Genomic DNA, 16,205 nt, shown 5'->3' on the forward strand with positions numbered 1-16,205 from the left:
GCGGGGTCAGCGCTTGTCGATCGGGATGAACTCGCGCTCCGGCGAACCGGTGTACAGCTGACGGGGCCGGCCGATCTTGGTGGTCGGGTCGGCGGTCATCTCGCGCCACTGGGCGATCCAGCCCGGCAGGCGGCCCAGCGCGAACAGCACCGTGAACAGGTTCGTCGGGAAGCCCATGGCCTTGTAGATCAGGCCGGTGTAGAAGTCGACGTTCGGGTACAGCTTGCGCGAGACGAAGTAGTCGTCGGCGAGCGCGATCTCCTCGAGCTTGAACGCGATGTCCAGCAGCGGGTCGGGCTTGTCCATGGTGGACAGCACGTCCCGGGCGGCCTTCTTCACGATCGCGGCACGCGGGTCGTAATTCTTGTAGACCCGGTGGCCGAAGCCCATGAGCTTGACGCCCTTTTCCTTGTTCTTCACCCGGTTGACGAACGTGTCGACGTCGCCACCCGCACGCTGGATCTGCTCCAGCATGTCCAGCACCGCCGCGTTCGCCCCGCCGTGCAGCGGGCCGGACAGGGCATTCACCCCGGCCGAGACCGACGCGTACAGGTTGGCCTGGCTGGAGCCGACCAGCCGGACCGTGGAGGTGGAGCAGTTCTGCTCGTGGTCGGCGTGCAGCACCAGCAGCATGTCGAGGACCTTGGCGAGGGTCGGGTCGACGTCGTACCGCACCGTAGGCAGGCCGAACGTCATGCGCAGGAAGTTCTCGACGTAGTCCAGGGAGTTGTCGGGGTACGGCAGCGGGTGCCCGATGGACTTCTTGTACGCGTACGCCGCGATCGTCGGAAGCTTCGCCATCAGCCGGATCGTGGAGATTTCGACCTGATCCGGGTCTGTCGGGTCGAGCGCGTCCTGGTAGAAGGTCGACAGGGCGGTCACCGCCGAGGAGAGCACCGCCATCGGGTGCGCGTCACGCGGGAAACCGGAGAAGAACGTCCGCATCTCCTCCTGCAGCAGCGTGTGCACCCGGATCTTGTCGGCGAAGTCAGCGAGCTCGGTGGGAGTCGGCAGCGCGTCGTGGATCAGCAGGTAGGACACCTCGAGGAAGGAGGCCCGACCCGCCAGCTGCTCGATCGGATACCCGCGGTAACGCAGGATCCCGGCGTCACCATCGATGTAGGTGATCGCGGACGAGCAGGAGGCCGTGTTGACGAAACCCTGGTCCAGGGTGACGAAACCGGTTTCCTTCAGCAGCGCGCTGACTTCGATGCCTCCGGGGCCCTCGACCGCCTCGCGCACCGGCATCGTCAACTGGCCACCGGGGTGGTCAAGCTTGACATCCGTCATGTATTTCCCTCGCTTCACCGGCAGATGTCCCCTAGAACGTGAACTTCACCGTAAACCCTCGACCTGAATGGGTCATTAGCTGCCCGCCTGCTGAGGCATTGATCACCTGTGCGACGAAGAACACACCGCTGGATAATGGTTGTGGAGGTGGGAGTCAATGGCGACCCCGGGCTCGACGGGTGTGGTGGTAGGCGTGAACCGGACCGCGGCCGGCCTCGCCGCGGTGCGGCTGGGTGCCCGGGAGGCGGTGGCCCGCGGGTGCGCGCTACGGATCGTGCACGCATTCACGTGGCCGGAAACCGCCCCACCAGGACAGAACCCGGAAGGCCAAGACTACGGCACCGCGCGGCACGCTGCGGCCCGGATGGTCGAGCACGCGGTCACCGTCGCGCGGCGCGCGACCCCGGCACCCCGGGTCCGTGGCCTGGTCGTCGACGGGCCCCCCGCACGGGTCCTGCTGCAGCAGAGCCGCGCCGCCCAGCTGCTGGTCCTCGGCGAGGACGACCTGGCCAGGGTGCCGCACCTGACGGAGTGCTCGGTGCTGCTGCAGACGGTGTCCCGGGCCCGCTGCCCGGTCGTCGTGGCCCGCGGCGTACGGCCGCCGACCGGGCCGCTGCTGGCCGGGGTGGACGGTTCCGCCGCCTCGCTGGCCGCGTTGCGGCACGCCGCCGCCGAGGCGCGCCGCCGGCACCTGCCCGTCGAGGTGGCGCACGTGGTGGAGCGGCCCGACCCGGCGGCGCGGGCCCGCGCGCGGGGCCTGCTCGACGCGGCCGTCGCGGCCGTACCCGAACTGCCCGCCCACCGGGTCCTGCTGCTGACCGGAGATCCGGTGGCCGAGCTGGTCCGCGCCTCCCGGCACGCCCGCATGGTGATCGTCGGGCCGCGCGGCGCCGACGGCAGCCCACTGCTCGGCCCGGTGGCCCACGAACTGCTCCGTCGATGCGTGAGCCCCACGTTGTTTGTTCACGGCGGCATTGCCAATGAGCACACCACTGCGGGTACGGTGCCTTCGGCGGGGGTGCCGGCCTCCTGACTGCGACCTAATTGCCACCTGGCGAGACCCTAGGTGCCACCTGGTCCTGGCAGGGTTACCTGGCAACGCACGTGCAACAAAGTTCTCCACCGGCCACAGGCGGCCAGGAGACGGTCCTGCCAGGGGGCGATCGGGGTGCAATCCACGGTTCCGCCGACCACCGGTCGGCGGTACGCGCCATGGCTGCTGTTCGCGGTGGCGGGGCTCACCGCCACGGCGGTCTACGTGGCCGACCTCTCCGAGACGGCGAGCCTGCTGGCGTTCGCGGTCATCGGCATCGGCGCGGTCACCGCGTGTTTCGCCGGCCCCCGGCGGTTCGGCGCCGAACCGCGCGCCGCCTGGCTGCTGATGGGCGCGGCCTGCCTGGCCTTCCTCGTCGGCGTCGTGGTCCGGCCATGGGCGGCCACCCAGCCGCACCCGCAGGACCTGCTCGGCGACGCCGCGACCATCCCGGGGTATCTGCTGCTCGGGGTGTTCTTCGTGATCCTGCTGCGGGCCCGGCAGAGCGTCGAACGCCACGCCGTGCTCGACGGGCTGATCGTCTGCCTGGCCGGCGGGCTGGCCAGCGCGCTGCTGCTGGCGGCGCCCGCGGCGGCGGTGGCCGGGCGCCCGCCGATCGAGTCGGTGCTGGCGGGCCTGTACCCGCTGTTCGACGTGGTGCTGCTGCTGCTCGTGGTGAACCTGACCTTCACCGCCACCAACTGGCCGGTCAGCCTGGTCACGCTGCTGGGCACGATGGTGCTGATGATGACCGGCGACCTGGCGTACGCGATCATCGGGGTGGCCGGTAAGACGTACACCTCACCGCTGATGGACGTGCCGTTCCTGCTGGCGTACGTGCTGCTGGGGGTGACCGCGCTGCATCCGTCGGTGGTGCAGCTGAGCCGGGCCGCCCGGCGCCCGGTGCAGGCCTGGTCCGGGCACCGGATGGCGCTGCTGGCGCCCGCGATCTGCGTGCCGTTCGTGCTGCTCGTGGCGGTCGGCGCGCGCTCGCCGTGGCATCGGCTGACCATCGCGGTCGGCGGCGCCGCCATCGTGGTGCTGCTGCTGGCCCGGGCCGTGTCCGCGGTCCAGGCCCAGGTGGCGGCGGAGCTGCACTCCGAGCACCAGGCCGTGACCGATCCGCTGACCGGGCTGCCGAACCGGCGGATGATCTCCGAACGGATCGCCCACCTCGTCGAACAGACCCCGCCGGACGGGCCGCACCGGGTCTGGGTGTACTACCTGGACCTGGACGGCTTCAAGTGGGTCAACGACTCCTGGGGCCACGACACCGGCGACCAGCTCGTGATCGAGGTCGCGACCCGGCTGCGGGCCGCCCTGCCCCCGACCGTCACGCTGGCCCGGGTCGGCGGCGACGAGTTCGTGCTGGCGTACGTGGGTGAGCAGGCGGGCGCGCTGCGGATGGTCGAGGACGTGCAGGTCTGCTTCGCCCGGCCGCTACCGGTCCGCGACACCGAGGTCGTGATCACGGCGTCGGTCGGCATCGCGCACGCCGCGGGCGATCCCAACCCGGCCGTGACCGCCGAGGCCCTGCTGCGCGACGCCGACACGGCCATGTACCGGTCCAAGGCCGAGGGGCCCGGCCGGTCGACCCTGTTCGATGTCTCGATGCACAACCGGGTCCGCGAGCGCATCGAGTTGGAGGCGGCGCTGCGCACCGCGCTGGCGCGCGGCGAGCTGCGGGTCGCCTACCAGCCGATCGTGAATCTCGAGACGGGGCAGCCGCTGGGTGCGGAGGCGCTGGTCCGCTGGGAGCACCCGGAGCGCGGGAACATCTCGCCGGCCACGTTCATCCCGATCGCCGAGGACGCCGGGCTGATCGGCTCCATCGGCACCTGGGTACGCAACCAGGCGATGAGCCAGCTGGCCCGCTGGCGGGCAGACGGCACCGTGGCCGACGACTTCTACCTGTCCGTCAACGTCTCCCCGCGCCAGCTCACCGACGCCAACCTGCCCCTGATCGTCTCCGCCGAGCTCCTGCGGTACGGCGTCCCGGCCGGCGCCCTCGCGCTGGAGATGACCGAGTCGGTCATGGTGGACGGCTCCAGCGTGACCTCCCAGGTCCTGTTCGAGCTTCGCGAGCTGGGGCTGCGCCTGCTGGTCGACGACTTCGGCACGGGATTCTCGGCGCTGGGGTATCTGCGCCGCTTCCCGGTCACCGGGGTCAAGATCGACCGGTCGTTCGTGTCCGGGCTCGGCGAGAGCGTGGAGGACGAGGAGATCGTCCGCGCGGTCGTCGCGATGAGCCGCGCCCTGGGGCTGAGCATCGTCGCGGAAGGCGTGGAGACCCCGACGCAGCGCGACGCCCTGGCCGCGGTCGGGGTGCGGCAGGGCCAGGGCTGGCTGTGGGGGCGCGCGATGGCGCCCGACGAGTTCGTCGCGAGCGTCCGCGCCGTGGCGTCGGCGATCAACCGGGATCAGCTGGCGGCGGGGAACTCGTAGCACCAGAACGACTGGCTGTCGACCCGCTGCGCGCGGGCCGCACCGGCGATCCGGCCGAGGATCAGCTCCACCCGCTGCGGCAGCGCGTGCACGGCCTCGTTGTGCGTGCACACGTCGATGGTGACGATGCCCGCCACGGCCGTGATCGGGCGCATCATCTCGCGCAGCAGGGTCACGAAGACGCCCATGCCGCGCGGGCCCGGCCGGGCGCCGACGAACACCGCGTAGAAGATCCGGCGCTGGGCGTACCGGTCGGGCCAGCGGTGGGCGAAGTACTCCGGCGAGATCAGCGGGACCGCGTGCAGGTCGTCGGTCTGCGCCGCGAGCCCGACGATCGCGTCGCCGTCGCCGGCCACGTACTTCATGACGCGCTTGTCGGCCATCAGCTCGTCGAATTCGTGGCGGTACATGACGTGCCGGGCCACCGCGCGCGTGCGCAGTTCGTCGAACGTGTCGTGATAGAACCGCCAGGCCGCATCCAGCAACGTCGGCGGCAGCTCCGCCACGACATCCACCCGCATGAGTTCCCCCTGTTCAGCGGGATCGACCGTAGCCGATGACGGCGGGCCGGGCGCGCCGGGGCCACGCCGCGGCCGGTAGCGGCGGCGCCCGCCCGGATCGGGCAGGCTGTGCAGATGCGCTTCGCCACGTGGAACGTCAACTCCGTCAAGGCCCGGCTCCCCCGCCTGCTGCAGTGGCTCGCGGACACCGGGCCGGACGTCGTCTGCCTGCAGGAGACCAAGGTCGCGGCGGACGGTTTCCCGGCCGAGGAGGTCGCCGCGCTCGGCTACGCATGCGCCGCCTACGGCCAGGGCCGGTGGAACGGGGTCGCCCTGCTGTCCCGGATCGGCCTCGACGACGTCCGGCACGGCTTCCCCGGCGAGCCGGGCTTCCCCGAGCCGGAGGCCCGGGCGATCAGCGCGATCTGCGGCGGCGTGCGGTTCACCTCGGTGTACGTGCCGAACGGGCGGACCCCGCAGGACCCGCACTACGACTACAAGCTGCGGTGGCTGGCGGCGTTCCGGGACGCCCTCGCCACGGATGTGGCCGCCGGCCCGACGGTCGCGGCCGGGGACTTCAACGTGGCACCGACCGACGACGACGTGTGGGATCCCGCGCTGTTCGTCGGCGCCACCCACGTCACCGCGCCGGAGCGGCAGGCGCTGGCCGAGATCCTGGCGGTCGGGCTGACCGACATCGTGCCGCGCCCGCTCAAGGGCGACCACCCGTTCACGTACTGGGACTACCGCGCGGGCATGTTCCACCAGAACAAGGGCATGCGCATCGACCTCGTGTACGGCACGCCGGCGGTCGCGGCCGCGGTGCGCGACGCGGTGGTGGATCGGGAGGCGCGCAAGGGCAAGGGCCCGTCCGATCACGCGCCGATCGTCGTCGATCTCGATCCGGTGGCCGGGTAGACCGGATCGCGCGCGAAGTCCCGCGAAAAAGGGGTGGCGCCCGGGGCCGCCGCCTCGGTAGCGTGCCCGCATGATCTCCTGACGTCGCCGCCCGCACCGGGCCCGTGCCTCGCGCCGGTCCGGCTCCGCGGGCTTCCGCGCCCCCGGGCCAGCAGGCCCGGGCCGTGCGCCGGCCTCTCCGGTTCCGGGCGCCGCGGCGGTGTCGTCTGCCGTGGAACCGCCTTCCCGCCGCCCGGGACGTCCGACCGCGCGCCGCCGTGGCGGCGCTCCTTCCACGGTTCTCGCTCCTCGACTCAGGAGGACTTCGTATGCCTGACCAACCGTTCACCGTGCACGTCGACCGCGACGATCTGGCCCGGCAGGAGATGGCCGCCGCGTCGCGCGACGGCCGTCCGACCGGGGCCGGTTCCCCGGCAGCGCACCACGGCGCCGGGGATTCGCGGCTGGCCGCCCGCCAGCGTTCCGAGCAGGTCCGCTCCGGCCGGGCGTCGCGGTCCGGCCAGAGCCGCTCGTACGCGTTCCGCCGTAGCTGAGCCGGCAGGGGCGTGGCCCGGGACGGTCGTCCCGGGCCACGTTCGCTCATCCGGCGACGGCGACCACGTTGTCGAGGTACCCGTGGTACATGTCGGAGGTCGTGTTGAAGTTCGGCCCGCCGATCCGCATCGGCATGTTGTTGCCGATCTCCAGGGTGGGCGGGATGATGACGTGGCCGCGGTCCACCCCGTCGATGTAGACGGTCAGGACGCCGCCGGAGCGGCGGCAGAGCACCCGGTGCCAGACGCCGTCGGCGACCGAGATCGTGGAGCGCGCGACGTAGGCCTGGCTGGAACCGCGCCCGACCACCACGCAGTGCGCCTTGCCGCGGTTCGCCCCGACCTGCAGCTTCCACTGACTCTCGGTGTCCGACACCCCCTTCTGCATGATGTTGGACGACCCGAGGACCTGCCATTGCTTGACGTAGACCGTGGCGCCCCAGCGGAACGGGGCGGTGCCCGGGTCGAGATCGTTGTCGTCCGGCGCCTCGAACAGGGCCCGCGGGCACCTCGTCGCGGTACGGGCGCAGGGCGCCGGGAAGCCGACGTACCGGCCCGTGGCGGTGCGCAGGAAGCGGATGGTGCCACCGTCCACAGTGCGCTTGACCAGCGGCGCGCCGGCACCTGAGGTGTCCGCGATCCGCCCGGTCGCGGTGGGGCCGGCGTCGAACGTGTACCGCATGACGGTCCGGGGTGCGGCCGTGGCGCTCGCGGCCAGGGCAGGGACGGCCGGGGTCGTGATCAGCAGGAGGGTGAGGAGTCTGGCAGGAACCTTCATGGGGCTTGAAGTTACTTAGATGCTCTTGGCGAGCAAAGTGCCCCTATTGCCGTTTCGGCCTTTTTATCCGAGCGCCCCGGCCGACCCCTCGGTCGGGCGCACGGCCAAAGTCGCGAATCACACCCGGGCCTCGCGGTGGGAGCGGGCCAGCAGCTCGCCCGCCTCGGCGGCGGGCACCGGCCGGGCGAAGTGAAACCCCTGGGCCCGCTCGCACCCCAGCGCACGCAGCAGCGCCACCTGCTCGGCGGTCTCCACCCCCTCGGCGATCGTGCCCAGCCCCAGCGCGGTCGCGAGGTCGATGATCGCCTTCACCAGGGTTCGTGCGGTCGGATCCGGTTCGCCCGGTCCCGGCATGAACGACCTGTCGATCTTCACGTGGTCGATCGGGAGGTCACGCAGGTACGCCAGCGACGAGTAGCCCGTACCGAAATCGTCGACGGCGACCCGCACGCCGCGCTCACGCAGCGCGCCCAGATGCCGTACGGCCTGTTCGGCGACGGGGCCGGAACCCACCAGCACCCCCTCGGTGATCTCCAGGATCAGCGCCTGGGGCGGCAGTTGCGCCCGCTGCAGCGCGTCGAGGACCTGGGTCGCGAAGTCGGGTTCGCGCAGCTGGCGCGGCGAGGCGTTCACCGACACCACCGCGCCGTTGTCCCGGTGCCACGGGGCGGCGACCCGGCACGCCTCGTGCAGCACCCACGACCCGATCGGCACGATCAGGCCGCTGTCCTCGGCCTCGGGGATGAACGCGTCCGGCGGCACCATCGCCTCCCCGGCGGGCCGCCACCGCAGCAGCGCCTCGGCACCGACGTAGCGTTCGTCGGCGAGCCGGACCAGCGGCTGGAAGTGCAGCAGCAACTCGTCGCGGTCGAGGGCGCCGCGCAGCCGCTCCACGGTCCGCGCCCGGGCCAGCCGCTGCTCGCGCATCCGCTGATCGAACGTCGCGAGCTGGTCGCGCCCGGCCGCCTTGGCCGCGTGCAGCGCCACGTACGCGTCGCGCAGGATGTCCGCGGTGAGCAGGTCCGGGTCGAGCCCGCGCAGCCCGACGCTGATCGCGCCGAACAGCGCGTGGTGCTGCACGGTGACCGGACGGCGCATGGCGACCAGCAGCTCCTCGGCCCAGCCGATCGCCTCCCGGTCGGTGGCCTCCTCCAGCAGCACCGCGAACTCGTCGCTGTCCAGCCGTGCGACCATCGCCCGGCCCGCCAGCATGCCGGTGATCCGGTCCGCGACCGCGACCAGCAGGTCGTCGCCCACCGCGTGCCCGAGCCGGTCGTTGACGTCCTTGAAGTCGTCGATGTCGAGCACGATCAGCGCGCCTGGGGTGGCCGCGGCCAGCGCGGCGTCGATCCGCTCATACAGCAGCGCCCGGTTCGGCAGGCCGGTGAGCGCGTCGTGCTGGGTCCGGTGACGCAGTTCCCGCTGCAGCTCGGCCTCGGCGCGCAGGGCCTGTTCGAGCCGGGCGGCGTGGCGGCGGGCGACGCCGTTGAGCTGCTGGATGCGCCACAGCAGCAGAGCCGCGGCGAGGGTGGTGATCAGCAACGGCACCCCGATGTCGCCCGGCCGGATGGTGCCGGCGATCCGCTCGTACATCAGGTATGTGGCCGTGACCAGCGGGGCCAGCACGACGATCACCAGATACATGGGCGCGGCGGTGACCTGCTCCGGCCCGGTCGCCGTCACTTCCGGCGGCCCGGCCGGCGCCGGTTCGGCCGGTGCGTCGCGGGCCATCGACGGGTGCAGGGCGGCGGCGCCGAGCAGCAGGTTGGCCAGCAGCGAACAGACTGCGCTCAGCGGCGGAGTGCTCCCGGTCGCGGACACGAAGTACGCGGTGTCCGCCACCAGCAGCATGGCCGTGGCGAGTGCGATCAGCACGGTCCAGGGACTGCGCCGACCGCGGACCAGCCGCACCGCGAGGGCGAGCATCGCGAAGTCGAGCAGCGGGAACGCCAGCAGGCGGCCGTGCACCGGCAGGCGGCCCGCGTCGCTGAGCGGGTCGATCACCAGGATCCACCAGAGCACCGCCGCGCCGCAGGTGAGGATCCCGGCCTCGGCCATCCCCCCGGCCGTGGAGCGGTCGTCGCGGCCGCGCGGGCCGAGCATCGCCAGCGCCGCGGCCAGTACCAGGTAGACGGGGTAGTAGAAGTAGTCCAGGACAGGCGGTGGGGTGCCGTCCCGCCCGGCGAGCACCTGCCCGGTCACGCCGAGCACGGTGGCCGCGCCGACCACCACGACCAGCAACCACCACGGCGTGGGCCGGGGCGGGCGGTGCAGCTGGATCCCGGCCGCGATGGCACCGCCGACGGCGAGCCCGATGACCAGCCGCCCGGCTGGTCCCCCGGCGGCCGCGCCGACCGCGGCCAGCAGCACGCAGGCGCACAGGCACCACGGCCACCACCGGCGTGCTGCGCTCCCGGATCGCCCTGACTGGTCCACCGGCGGCCCCCTTCCGCCCGTTCCTCACGGTCGCACGACCGTCGGGCACAAGGGGGCGGAAAGGACAGAACGGGCTAGCCGGGCAGTTGGTCCATCGCCCGGTAGATGCGCTTGTCGGACACGGCGTACGCGGTGCCCAGCGACTGGGCGAACAGATTGACCCGCAGCTCCTCGATCATCCAGCGGATCTCGTCCAGGCCCTCGTCGGCCTCCCCGCCCGGGGCCAGCTCCGCGCGCAGCTCCCGGTACTCCGCCTCGATCTCGTGGACCTGAGCCATCAGTTGCCGGTCCCGGGCCAGGGTGCCCGGCAGCCGGTCCAGCCGGTACGCGATCGCCTTCAGGTACCGGGGCAGGTGGTGCAGCTGCCGCCAGCCGGTCTGGGTGACGAAGCCGGGATGCACCAGCGCGCGCAACTGCGCCCGGATGTCCGCCAGCGCCGGCAGCAGCGCGGGGTCCTTCGTGGCGCCGATCCGCTGGTCGATCTCGTACGCCGTGGCCAGCACCGCCCGCACCTGGGTCACCACGTTCGCGACCGCGTCCACGAGGTCGGCCCGGACCGCGTCGCGCAACACGGCGAACGCCTCGGCGTCCCAGGCCGGGCCCCCCGCCTCGGCGACCAGCCGGTCCAGTGCCGCCCCCGCGCAGTCGTCCAGCAGCTCCGCGATCGACCGGTACGGGTTGCCCCGGCTCAGCTCCAGCTTGGCCCGGTTGTCCAGCCGCCCCTGCAGGTAGCGGGCGGCCTGCGGCAACGTGAGCAGCAGCAGCCGCCGGGTACCCGCCCGCATGGCGGCGCGCTGCTGCGGCTCGGTCTCGAAGACCCGTACGGCCACGCTGTCGCCCTCGTCGGCCAGCGCCGGGAAGACGGTCACCGCGTAGCCGCCGCGGTTCTGGGCGACGTGGCGCGGGATCGTACCGATCTCCGCCGTGGTGATGCCGCGCCGCTCGACGTTCCCGGCCGCCGCGGAGATCGTGGCCTGGACCTTCGGGGCCAGGCTGCGGCGCAGCACCTCCAGATCGCGGCCCTCGCCCAGCACCGCGCCGTCCTCGGCCACCACCCGGAAGTTCATCCGGAGATGGTCGGGCACCTGGTCGGGCCGCCAGGCGTCGCGCGGCACCACGGTGCCGGTGAGGCGCCGCAGCTCGGTGCCGATCGCGTCGGGCAGCGGTCCGCGCCGGGCGGGCACCCGGGCCAGCACCGCCTCGGCCCAGTCCGGCACCGGGACGAAGTGGGTGCGCAGCGCCTTGGGCAGCGCCCGGATCAGCGCCACCACGACCTCCTTGCGCAGGCCGGGCACCGACCAGCCGAAGTCCTCGGCGTCCACCTTGTTCAGCAGCGCCAGCGGGATGCGCACGGTGACCCCGTCGGCGGCCGCGCCCGGCTCGAACTGGTAGCTCAGCGGCAGCCGCACCCCGTCGGCCAGCCAGGCGTCCGGGTACGCCCCGGGGTCCACCGCGTCCTTGCCCGCGTTGACCAGCAGGTCGCGGGTGAAGGTCAGCAGTTCCGGCTCGGCGCGCCGGGCCTTCTTCCACCACGCGTCGAAGTGCCGCCCGGACACCACGTCGGCCGGGATGCGGGCGTCGTACAGGGCGTACACGGTCTCGTCGTCGACGGCGATGTCGCGGCGGCGGGCCCGGTGTTCCATCTGCTCGATCTGTTCCAGCAGCTTGGCGTTCTGCGCGAAGAAGGCGTGGTGGGTGTCCCAGTCCCCCTCGACCAGGGCGTGCCGGATGAACAGCTCCCGGGCCAGCACCGGGTCGACCCGGGCGTAGCCGACCTTGCGCCGGGGCACGATCGGCAGGCCGTACAGCGTGACCTTCTCGTAGCCCAGCACCGCGCCCTGCCGGCGGTCCCAGTGCGGCTCGCTGTAGCTGCGTTTGACCAGGTGCGGGGCGAGCTTCTCGGCCCACTCGGGCTCGATGCGGGCGTTCACCCGGGCCCACAGGCGGCTGGTCTCGACCAGCTCGGCGGACATCACCCACCGGGGTTGCTTCTTGAACAGCGCCGAGCCCGGGAAGATCGCGAACTTCGCGCCTCGGGCGCCCAGGTACTCCCGCTTGTCGGTGTCCTTCAGGCCGATGTGCGACAGCAGGCCCGCCAGCAGGGCCGTGTGCAGTCGCTGCGCGTCCGGCGGCTCGGCGTCGTCGTGCTCGGTCACGCTCAGGCCGAGGGTACGGGCGACCTGCCGCAGCTGCGCGTAGATGTCCTGCCACTCCCGGACCCGCAGATAGTTGAGGAATTCGGCGCGGCACAGGCGGCGGAACTGGTTGCCGGACAGCTCCCGCTGCTGCTCGCGCAGGTAGCGCCACAGGTTGAGGTAGCTGAAGAAGTCGGATTCCTTGTCGGTGAATCGGGCGTGCTTCTCGTCGGCCTGCTGCTGCTTCTCGGCGGGGCGCTCGCGGGGGTCCTGGATGGACAGCGCGGCCGTCACCACCATCACCTCGGCGACGCAGTCCTGCTTGTCGGCCTCGATCACCATGCGGGCCAGCCGTGGGTCGACCGGCAGCTGGGCCAGCTGGCGGCCCAGCGGGGTGAGCTTGCGCCCGTCCAGCGCGCCCAGCTCTTCGAGCAGCTTGATGCCGTCGGTGACGTTGCGCCGGTCCGGCGGGTCGATGAACGGGAAGCGGGCCAGGTCCCCCAGGCCGAGCGCGGTCATCTGCAGGATGACGCTGGCCAGATTGGTACGCAGGATCTCCGGCTCGGTGAACTCGGGCCGCTGCGCGAAGTCCTCTTCGGAGTACAGCCGCACGCAGATGCCGTCGGAGGTACGCCCGCAGCGGCCCTTGCGCTGGTTCGCGCTGGCCTGCGACACCGGCTCGATCGGCAGCCGCTGCACCTTGAGCCGGTGGCTGTAGCGGGAGATCCGGGCGGTGCCGGGGTCGATCACGTACCGGATGCCGGGGACGGTCAGCGAGGTCTCGGCGACGTTGGTGGCCAGCACGATCCGCCGCCCGGTGTGGCGTTCGAACACCCGGTGCTGTTCGGCGGCGCTCAGGCGCCCGTACAGCGGGACCACCTCGGTGTTGCGCAGGTCGCGCTTGTTCAGGGCGTCGGCGGTGTCGCGGATCTCCCGCTCGCCGCTGAGGAACACCAGGATGTCGCCGTCGCCCTCGGCCCCCAGTTCGTCGACCGCCGCGGCGATGCCGTCGACCTGGTCGACCGGCTCCTCCCGGCCCTCGTCCTCGCCCTCGCCGGTGGTGGCCACCAGCGGCCGGTAGCGCACCTCGACCGGGTAGGTCCGCCCGGACACCTCGATCACCGGCGCCGGTCCGGCGGGGCCCGCGAAGTGCTGCGCGAACCGGGCCGTCTCGATCGTCGCCGAGGTGATGATCAGCTTCAGGTCGGGGCGGCGGGGCAGCAGCTCCTTGAGATAGCCGAGCAGGAAGTCGATGTTGAGGCTGCGCTCGTGCGCCTCGTCGATGATCAGCGTGTCGTACGCGCGCAGCGCCCGGTCGTTCTGGATCTCGGCCAGCAGAATGCCGTCCGTCATGACCTTGATCATGGTCTGGTCGCTGACCTGGTCGGTGAAGCGCACCTTGTAGCCCACCGTGGCGCCCAGCGGGGTGCCCAGCTCCTCGGCGATGCGCTCGGCCACCGTGCGGGCCGCGATCCGGCGCGGCTGGGTGTGCCCGATCGCGCCCCGGACGCCGCGGCCCAGCTCCAGGCAGATCTTCGGCAACTGGGTGGTCTTGCCCGAGCCGGTCTCGCCGGCCACCACCACGACCTGATGGTCGCGGATCGCCGCCGCGATGTCGTCGCGGCGGGCACTGACCGGCAGCTCCTCCGGGTAGCCGACCTTGGGCACGGCGGCCAGCCGGGCCTCGTAGCGCTGCTGCGCCTGCGTGACCTGTTCGGCGATCTCGGCCAGCGCGACGGCGCGGGCACCCTCGTCGCGGATGCGCCGGATGCCTTCCAGCCGCCGCCCGAGGCGGTGCTCATCGCGGGGCAGCAGGGTCGTCAGCGTACGGCGCAGCGCGGCGGCGTCCGGGGATGGCATCGACATGGCGGAGCAAGGATAGGCGGCCCGGGCGCTGCGCGCCGCGTGATTACCGTCCCTGGGGTGTCGATCACCGTCACTTCCAGGTGTCGTACCGGTACAGACCCCACCGCGCCATGATGCCGGTGATCTTGGTGTAGTAGTTGGGGTCGGTGGCGTACCCGGCCTTCCACACGGTCCAGATGAACTTGTTCGCGCTGCGGGTGTACTTGAAGGCCGGCTTGTACCGGCTGTTGACCCGCAGGAAGTAGCCGTGGTCGCGGTACGAGTTCGCCTGCGACGCGTACGTCCGGAAGCTCGCGGTCGTCACGAAGCACTTGCCGGCCTTCGTGCACTCCTGCGTCTTGTACGTGTGGCAGCCGTTGGCCAGCGGGCCGTGCTTGCCGTTGAAGCACTTGATGCCGAAGAAGTTGCGATCGGCGACGGACAGGTCGCTGCGGCCCCAGCCGGATTCCAGGATGGCCTGGGCGATCGTCACCGACGGCGGCACGCCGTACTCGCGCCAGCCCCGCTGGGCACCCGCCACCGAGCGGGCGATGAACTGCTCCGGGGTCAGCGCGGGCGTCTGCACGGGCCGGGGCGCCCCCGGGCACAGGCGCAACGTCGGCGTCACCACGTACGCGTGGGAGACGTAGCGGCCGTTGGACAGCCGGTCCCACTGGGTCGTGGTGCGGACGGTGCCCTTGACCCGGGCGCCGACCACCCCGCACACCAGGTTGACCCGGGCGCCGTTGGCCAGGGTGGCCCTGACCGGGGAGGTCAGCGACACGCCGGCGCGGACGTTGACCCGGCCGTCCGAGCTGCGGATCCGGCCGACGGTGTACTTCACGGCCGCCGTCTTGACGGCCGCGGGGCGGACCTTGACCGGCTGGGCCTGCGCCCGCACGGCGGCGCACGACGGGATGGTGCCCAGCGGCCGCACGTACGCGTGGGAGATGTAGCGGCCGGCGCCGAGCCGGTCCCAGACGTCCGTGGTGCGCTGGCTGCCGCGCACCTCGGTGCCGCGGGTGGCGCACTCGACCGTGACGCGCTGCTCGTCGTGGACCGCGCCGACGATCGGGGCGGCCAGCGACGGGGCGGTGCGGATCCGCAGCGTGCCCCGCACGTCCACCGTGGCGGCGACGCCCGCGGCGGCGGCCGCCTGCGGTGCGACGAGCAGACCGGCGCCAATCACGACGGCCAGCGCCGGGGCGGTGAGCAGCCGGCGGGCGGTGTGCAGCATGAAGCGGTCCCCTCTGGTGGCGTCGGGCGTCTGTTCGACAGTCACGGGGGGCCGTTGCGGGTGGAGGGGGAGCCCGGGTGCGGCTCGGTTGCACCGGATGGCACTACCGGGACAAGTGGTGCCTTTGGGAATTATGACCCCTAGGGTGGCCGCCGGGGGGACCGTTACCGAACTGCGTCGTCGTCCGTGGCCTCGCCGGGCGTTCGTCGGTGCCGCGTGATACACAGCGAGGAACACCATCGGACGGCAGACAGGATCAGGGATGGTCATCCTCGGCATCGACATCGGCGGCTCGGGCGTGAAGGGCGCACCGGTCGACCCGGTGCGTGGCGAGCTGCTCGACGAGCGCTACCGGGTGCCCACGCCGCAGCCGTCGGACGTCTCCGCCGTGGTCGAGGCGGTCGCCGAGGTGGCCAGCCGGTTCCCCGGCTACGACCGGGTCGGGCTCACCTTCCCCGGCGTCGTCGTCGACGGGGTCATCCGCACCGCCGCGAACGTCGACCGCTCCTGGCTCGCCGCCGACGCCAGGGCCCTGTTCGCCCAGCGGCTCGGGCGGCCGGTGGCGGTGCTCAACGACGCCGACGCGGCGGGCGTCGCCGAGGTCGCGTTCGGCGCCGGGCGCGAGCAGGCCGGCCTCGCGGTCATGCTGACCTTCGGCACCGGCATCGGCAGCGCCCTGTTCCTCGACGGGGTGCTGATGCCCAACACCGAGTTCGGCCACCTGGAGCTCGGCGGCGTCGACGCCGAGGTACGCGCCTCCGACCGCGCCCGCGAGCAGGAGGACCTGAGCTGGGAGCGGTGGGCGCAGCGGGTGCAGCAGTACCTGCGGCACCTGGAGATGCTGCTGTCGCCCCAGCTGTTCATCATCGGCGGCGGCGTCAGCAAGAAGGCGGACAGGTACTTCCCGCTGATCGACATCCGCACCCCGATGGTGCCCGCGGCGCTGCTCAACAACGCCGGCATCATCGGCGCCGCCGTGACCGCCGCGCAGGCGGCCGGCCACACCGGCCCCCTGACGGTCGACGCCGCCCACGCCGGCGCCTACCCGGGCTGAA

General features: G+C 72.3%; 11 protein-coding genes. 5 read left to right on the forward strand and 6 right to left on the reverse strand.

All coding sequences use genetic code 11. From position 1 onward, the window contains the following. Positions 1–6: 6 nt before the first annotated feature. Positions 7–1,290: a citrate synthase gene (locus EV385_RS01585; protein WP_130507825.1), complete on the reverse strand. Its 1,284-nt coding sequence runs from the start codon at positions 1,288–1,290 to the stop codon at positions 7–9. Between the two features lie 193 nt (positions 1,291–1,483). Here EV385_RS01585 and EV385_RS01590 point away from each other — a divergent pair, with 193 nt between their 5' ends. Continuing rightward, positions 1,484–2,323: a universal stress protein gene (locus EV385_RS01590; protein WP_165449360.1), complete on the forward strand. Its 840-nt coding sequence runs from the start codon at positions 1,484–1,486 to the stop codon at positions 2,321–2,323. 135 nt (positions 2,324–2,458) lie between these two features. Next, positions 2,459–4,768: a putative bifunctional diguanylate cyclase/phosphodiesterase gene (locus tag EV385_RS01595; protein ID WP_242624638.1), complete on the forward strand. Its 2,310-nt coding sequence runs from the start codon at positions 2,459–2,461 to the stop codon at positions 4,766–4,768. On the opposite strand, the gene EV385_RS01600 is transcribed toward EV385_RS01595, so the two are convergent. Further along, positions 4,744–5,289, reverse strand: a complete 546-nt coding sequence (locus EV385_RS01600) for a hypothetical protein (RefSeq protein ID WP_130507827.1) — start codon at positions 5,287–5,289, stop codon at positions 4,744–4,746. The genes EV385_RS01595 and EV385_RS01600 overlap by 25 nt on opposite strands. A gap of 114 nt (positions 5,290–5,403) precedes the next feature. Here EV385_RS01600 and EV385_RS01605 point away from each other — a divergent pair, with 114 nt between their 5' ends. Continuing rightward, complete coding sequence (locus tag EV385_RS01605) at positions 5,404–6,186, forward strand: exodeoxyribonuclease III (protein WP_130507828.1); 783 nt, start codon at positions 5,404–5,406, stop codon at positions 6,184–6,186. Between the two features lie 308 nt (positions 6,187–6,494). Further along, complete coding sequence (locus EV385_RS01610; protein WP_130507829.1) at positions 6,495–6,719, forward strand: hypothetical protein; 225 nt, start codon at positions 6,495–6,497, stop codon at positions 6,717–6,719. 46 nt (positions 6,720–6,765) lie between these two features. Here the strand turns inward: EV385_RS01610 and EV385_RS01615 are convergent, their stop codons facing one another. The 4 genes from EV385_RS01615 to gsmA form a co-directional block, all read right to left on the reverse strand. Further along, positions 6,766–7,497, reverse strand: coding sequence for a LamG-like jellyroll fold domain-containing protein (locus EV385_RS01615; RefSeq protein WP_130507830.1), 732 nt, complete (start codon positions 7,495–7,497; stop codon positions 6,766–6,768). A 117-nt stretch (positions 7,498–7,614) separates the two neighbouring features. Continuing rightward, positions 7,615–9,933 carry a putative bifunctional diguanylate cyclase/phosphodiesterase gene (locus tag EV385_RS01620; protein WP_130507831.1) on the reverse strand — a complete coding sequence of 773 codons (2,319 nt, stop codon included), beginning with the start codon at positions 9,931–9,933 and terminating at the stop codon, positions 7,615–7,617. A 74-nt stretch (positions 9,934–10,007) separates the two neighbouring features. Then, positions 10,008–13,934, reverse strand: coding sequence for an ATP-dependent RNA helicase HrpA (gene hrpA / locus EV385_RS01625; protein WP_130507832.1), 3,927 nt, complete (start codon positions 13,932–13,934; stop codon positions 10,008–10,010). Positions 13,935–14,004: 70 nt separating this feature from the next. Further along, a complete protein-coding gene (gene gsmA / locus EV385_RS01630; protein WP_242624639.1) occupies positions 14,005–15,195 on the reverse strand; it encodes a sporangiospore maturation cell wall hydrolase GsmA in 1,191 nt (396 codons plus the stop codon). Positions 15,196–15,412: 217 nt separating this feature from the next. Here gsmA and ppgK point away from each other — a divergent pair, with 217 nt between their 5' ends. Beyond that, positions 15,413–16,204 carry a polyphosphate--glucose phosphotransferase gene (gene ppgK, locus EV385_RS01635; protein WP_130507833.1) on the forward strand — a complete coding sequence of 264 codons (792 nt, stop codon included), beginning with the start codon at positions 15,413–15,415 and terminating at the stop codon, positions 16,202–16,204. Position 16,205: the final 1 nt, after the last annotated feature.

Source organism: Krasilnikovia cinnamomea (assembly GCF_004217545.1).
GTDB lineage: Bacteria > Actinomycetota > Actinomycetes > Mycobacteriales > Micromonosporaceae > Actinoplanes > Actinoplanes cinnamomeus.

Coding starts and splice junctions, on each gene's coding strand:
- EV385_RS01600 (WP_130507827.1), bottom strand. CDS start 5,289: ATGCGGGTGGATGTCGTGGCGGAGCTGCCGCCGACGTTGCTGGATGCG.
- EV385_RS01615 (WP_130507830.1), bottom strand. CDS start 7,497: ATGAAGGTTCCTGCCAGACTCCTCACCCTCCTGCTGATCACGACCCCG.
- EV385_RS01585 (WP_130507825.1), bottom strand. CDS start 1,290: ATGACGGATGTCAAGCTTGACCACCCCGGTGGCCAGTTGACGATGCCG.
- EV385_RS01605 (WP_130507828.1), top strand. CDS start 5,404: ATGCGCTTCGCCACGTGGAACGTCAACTCCGTCAAGGCCCGGCTCCCC.
- ppgK (WP_130507833.1), top strand. CDS start 15,413: ATGGTCATCCTCGGCATCGACATCGGCGGCTCGGGCGTGAAGGGCGCA.
- EV385_RS01610 (WP_130507829.1), top strand. CDS start 6,495: ATGCCTGACCAACCGTTCACCGTGCACGTCGACCGCGACGATCTGGCC.
- hrpA (WP_130507832.1), bottom strand. CDS start 13,934: ATGTCGATGCCATCCCCGGACGCCGCCGCGCTGCGCCGTACGCTGACG.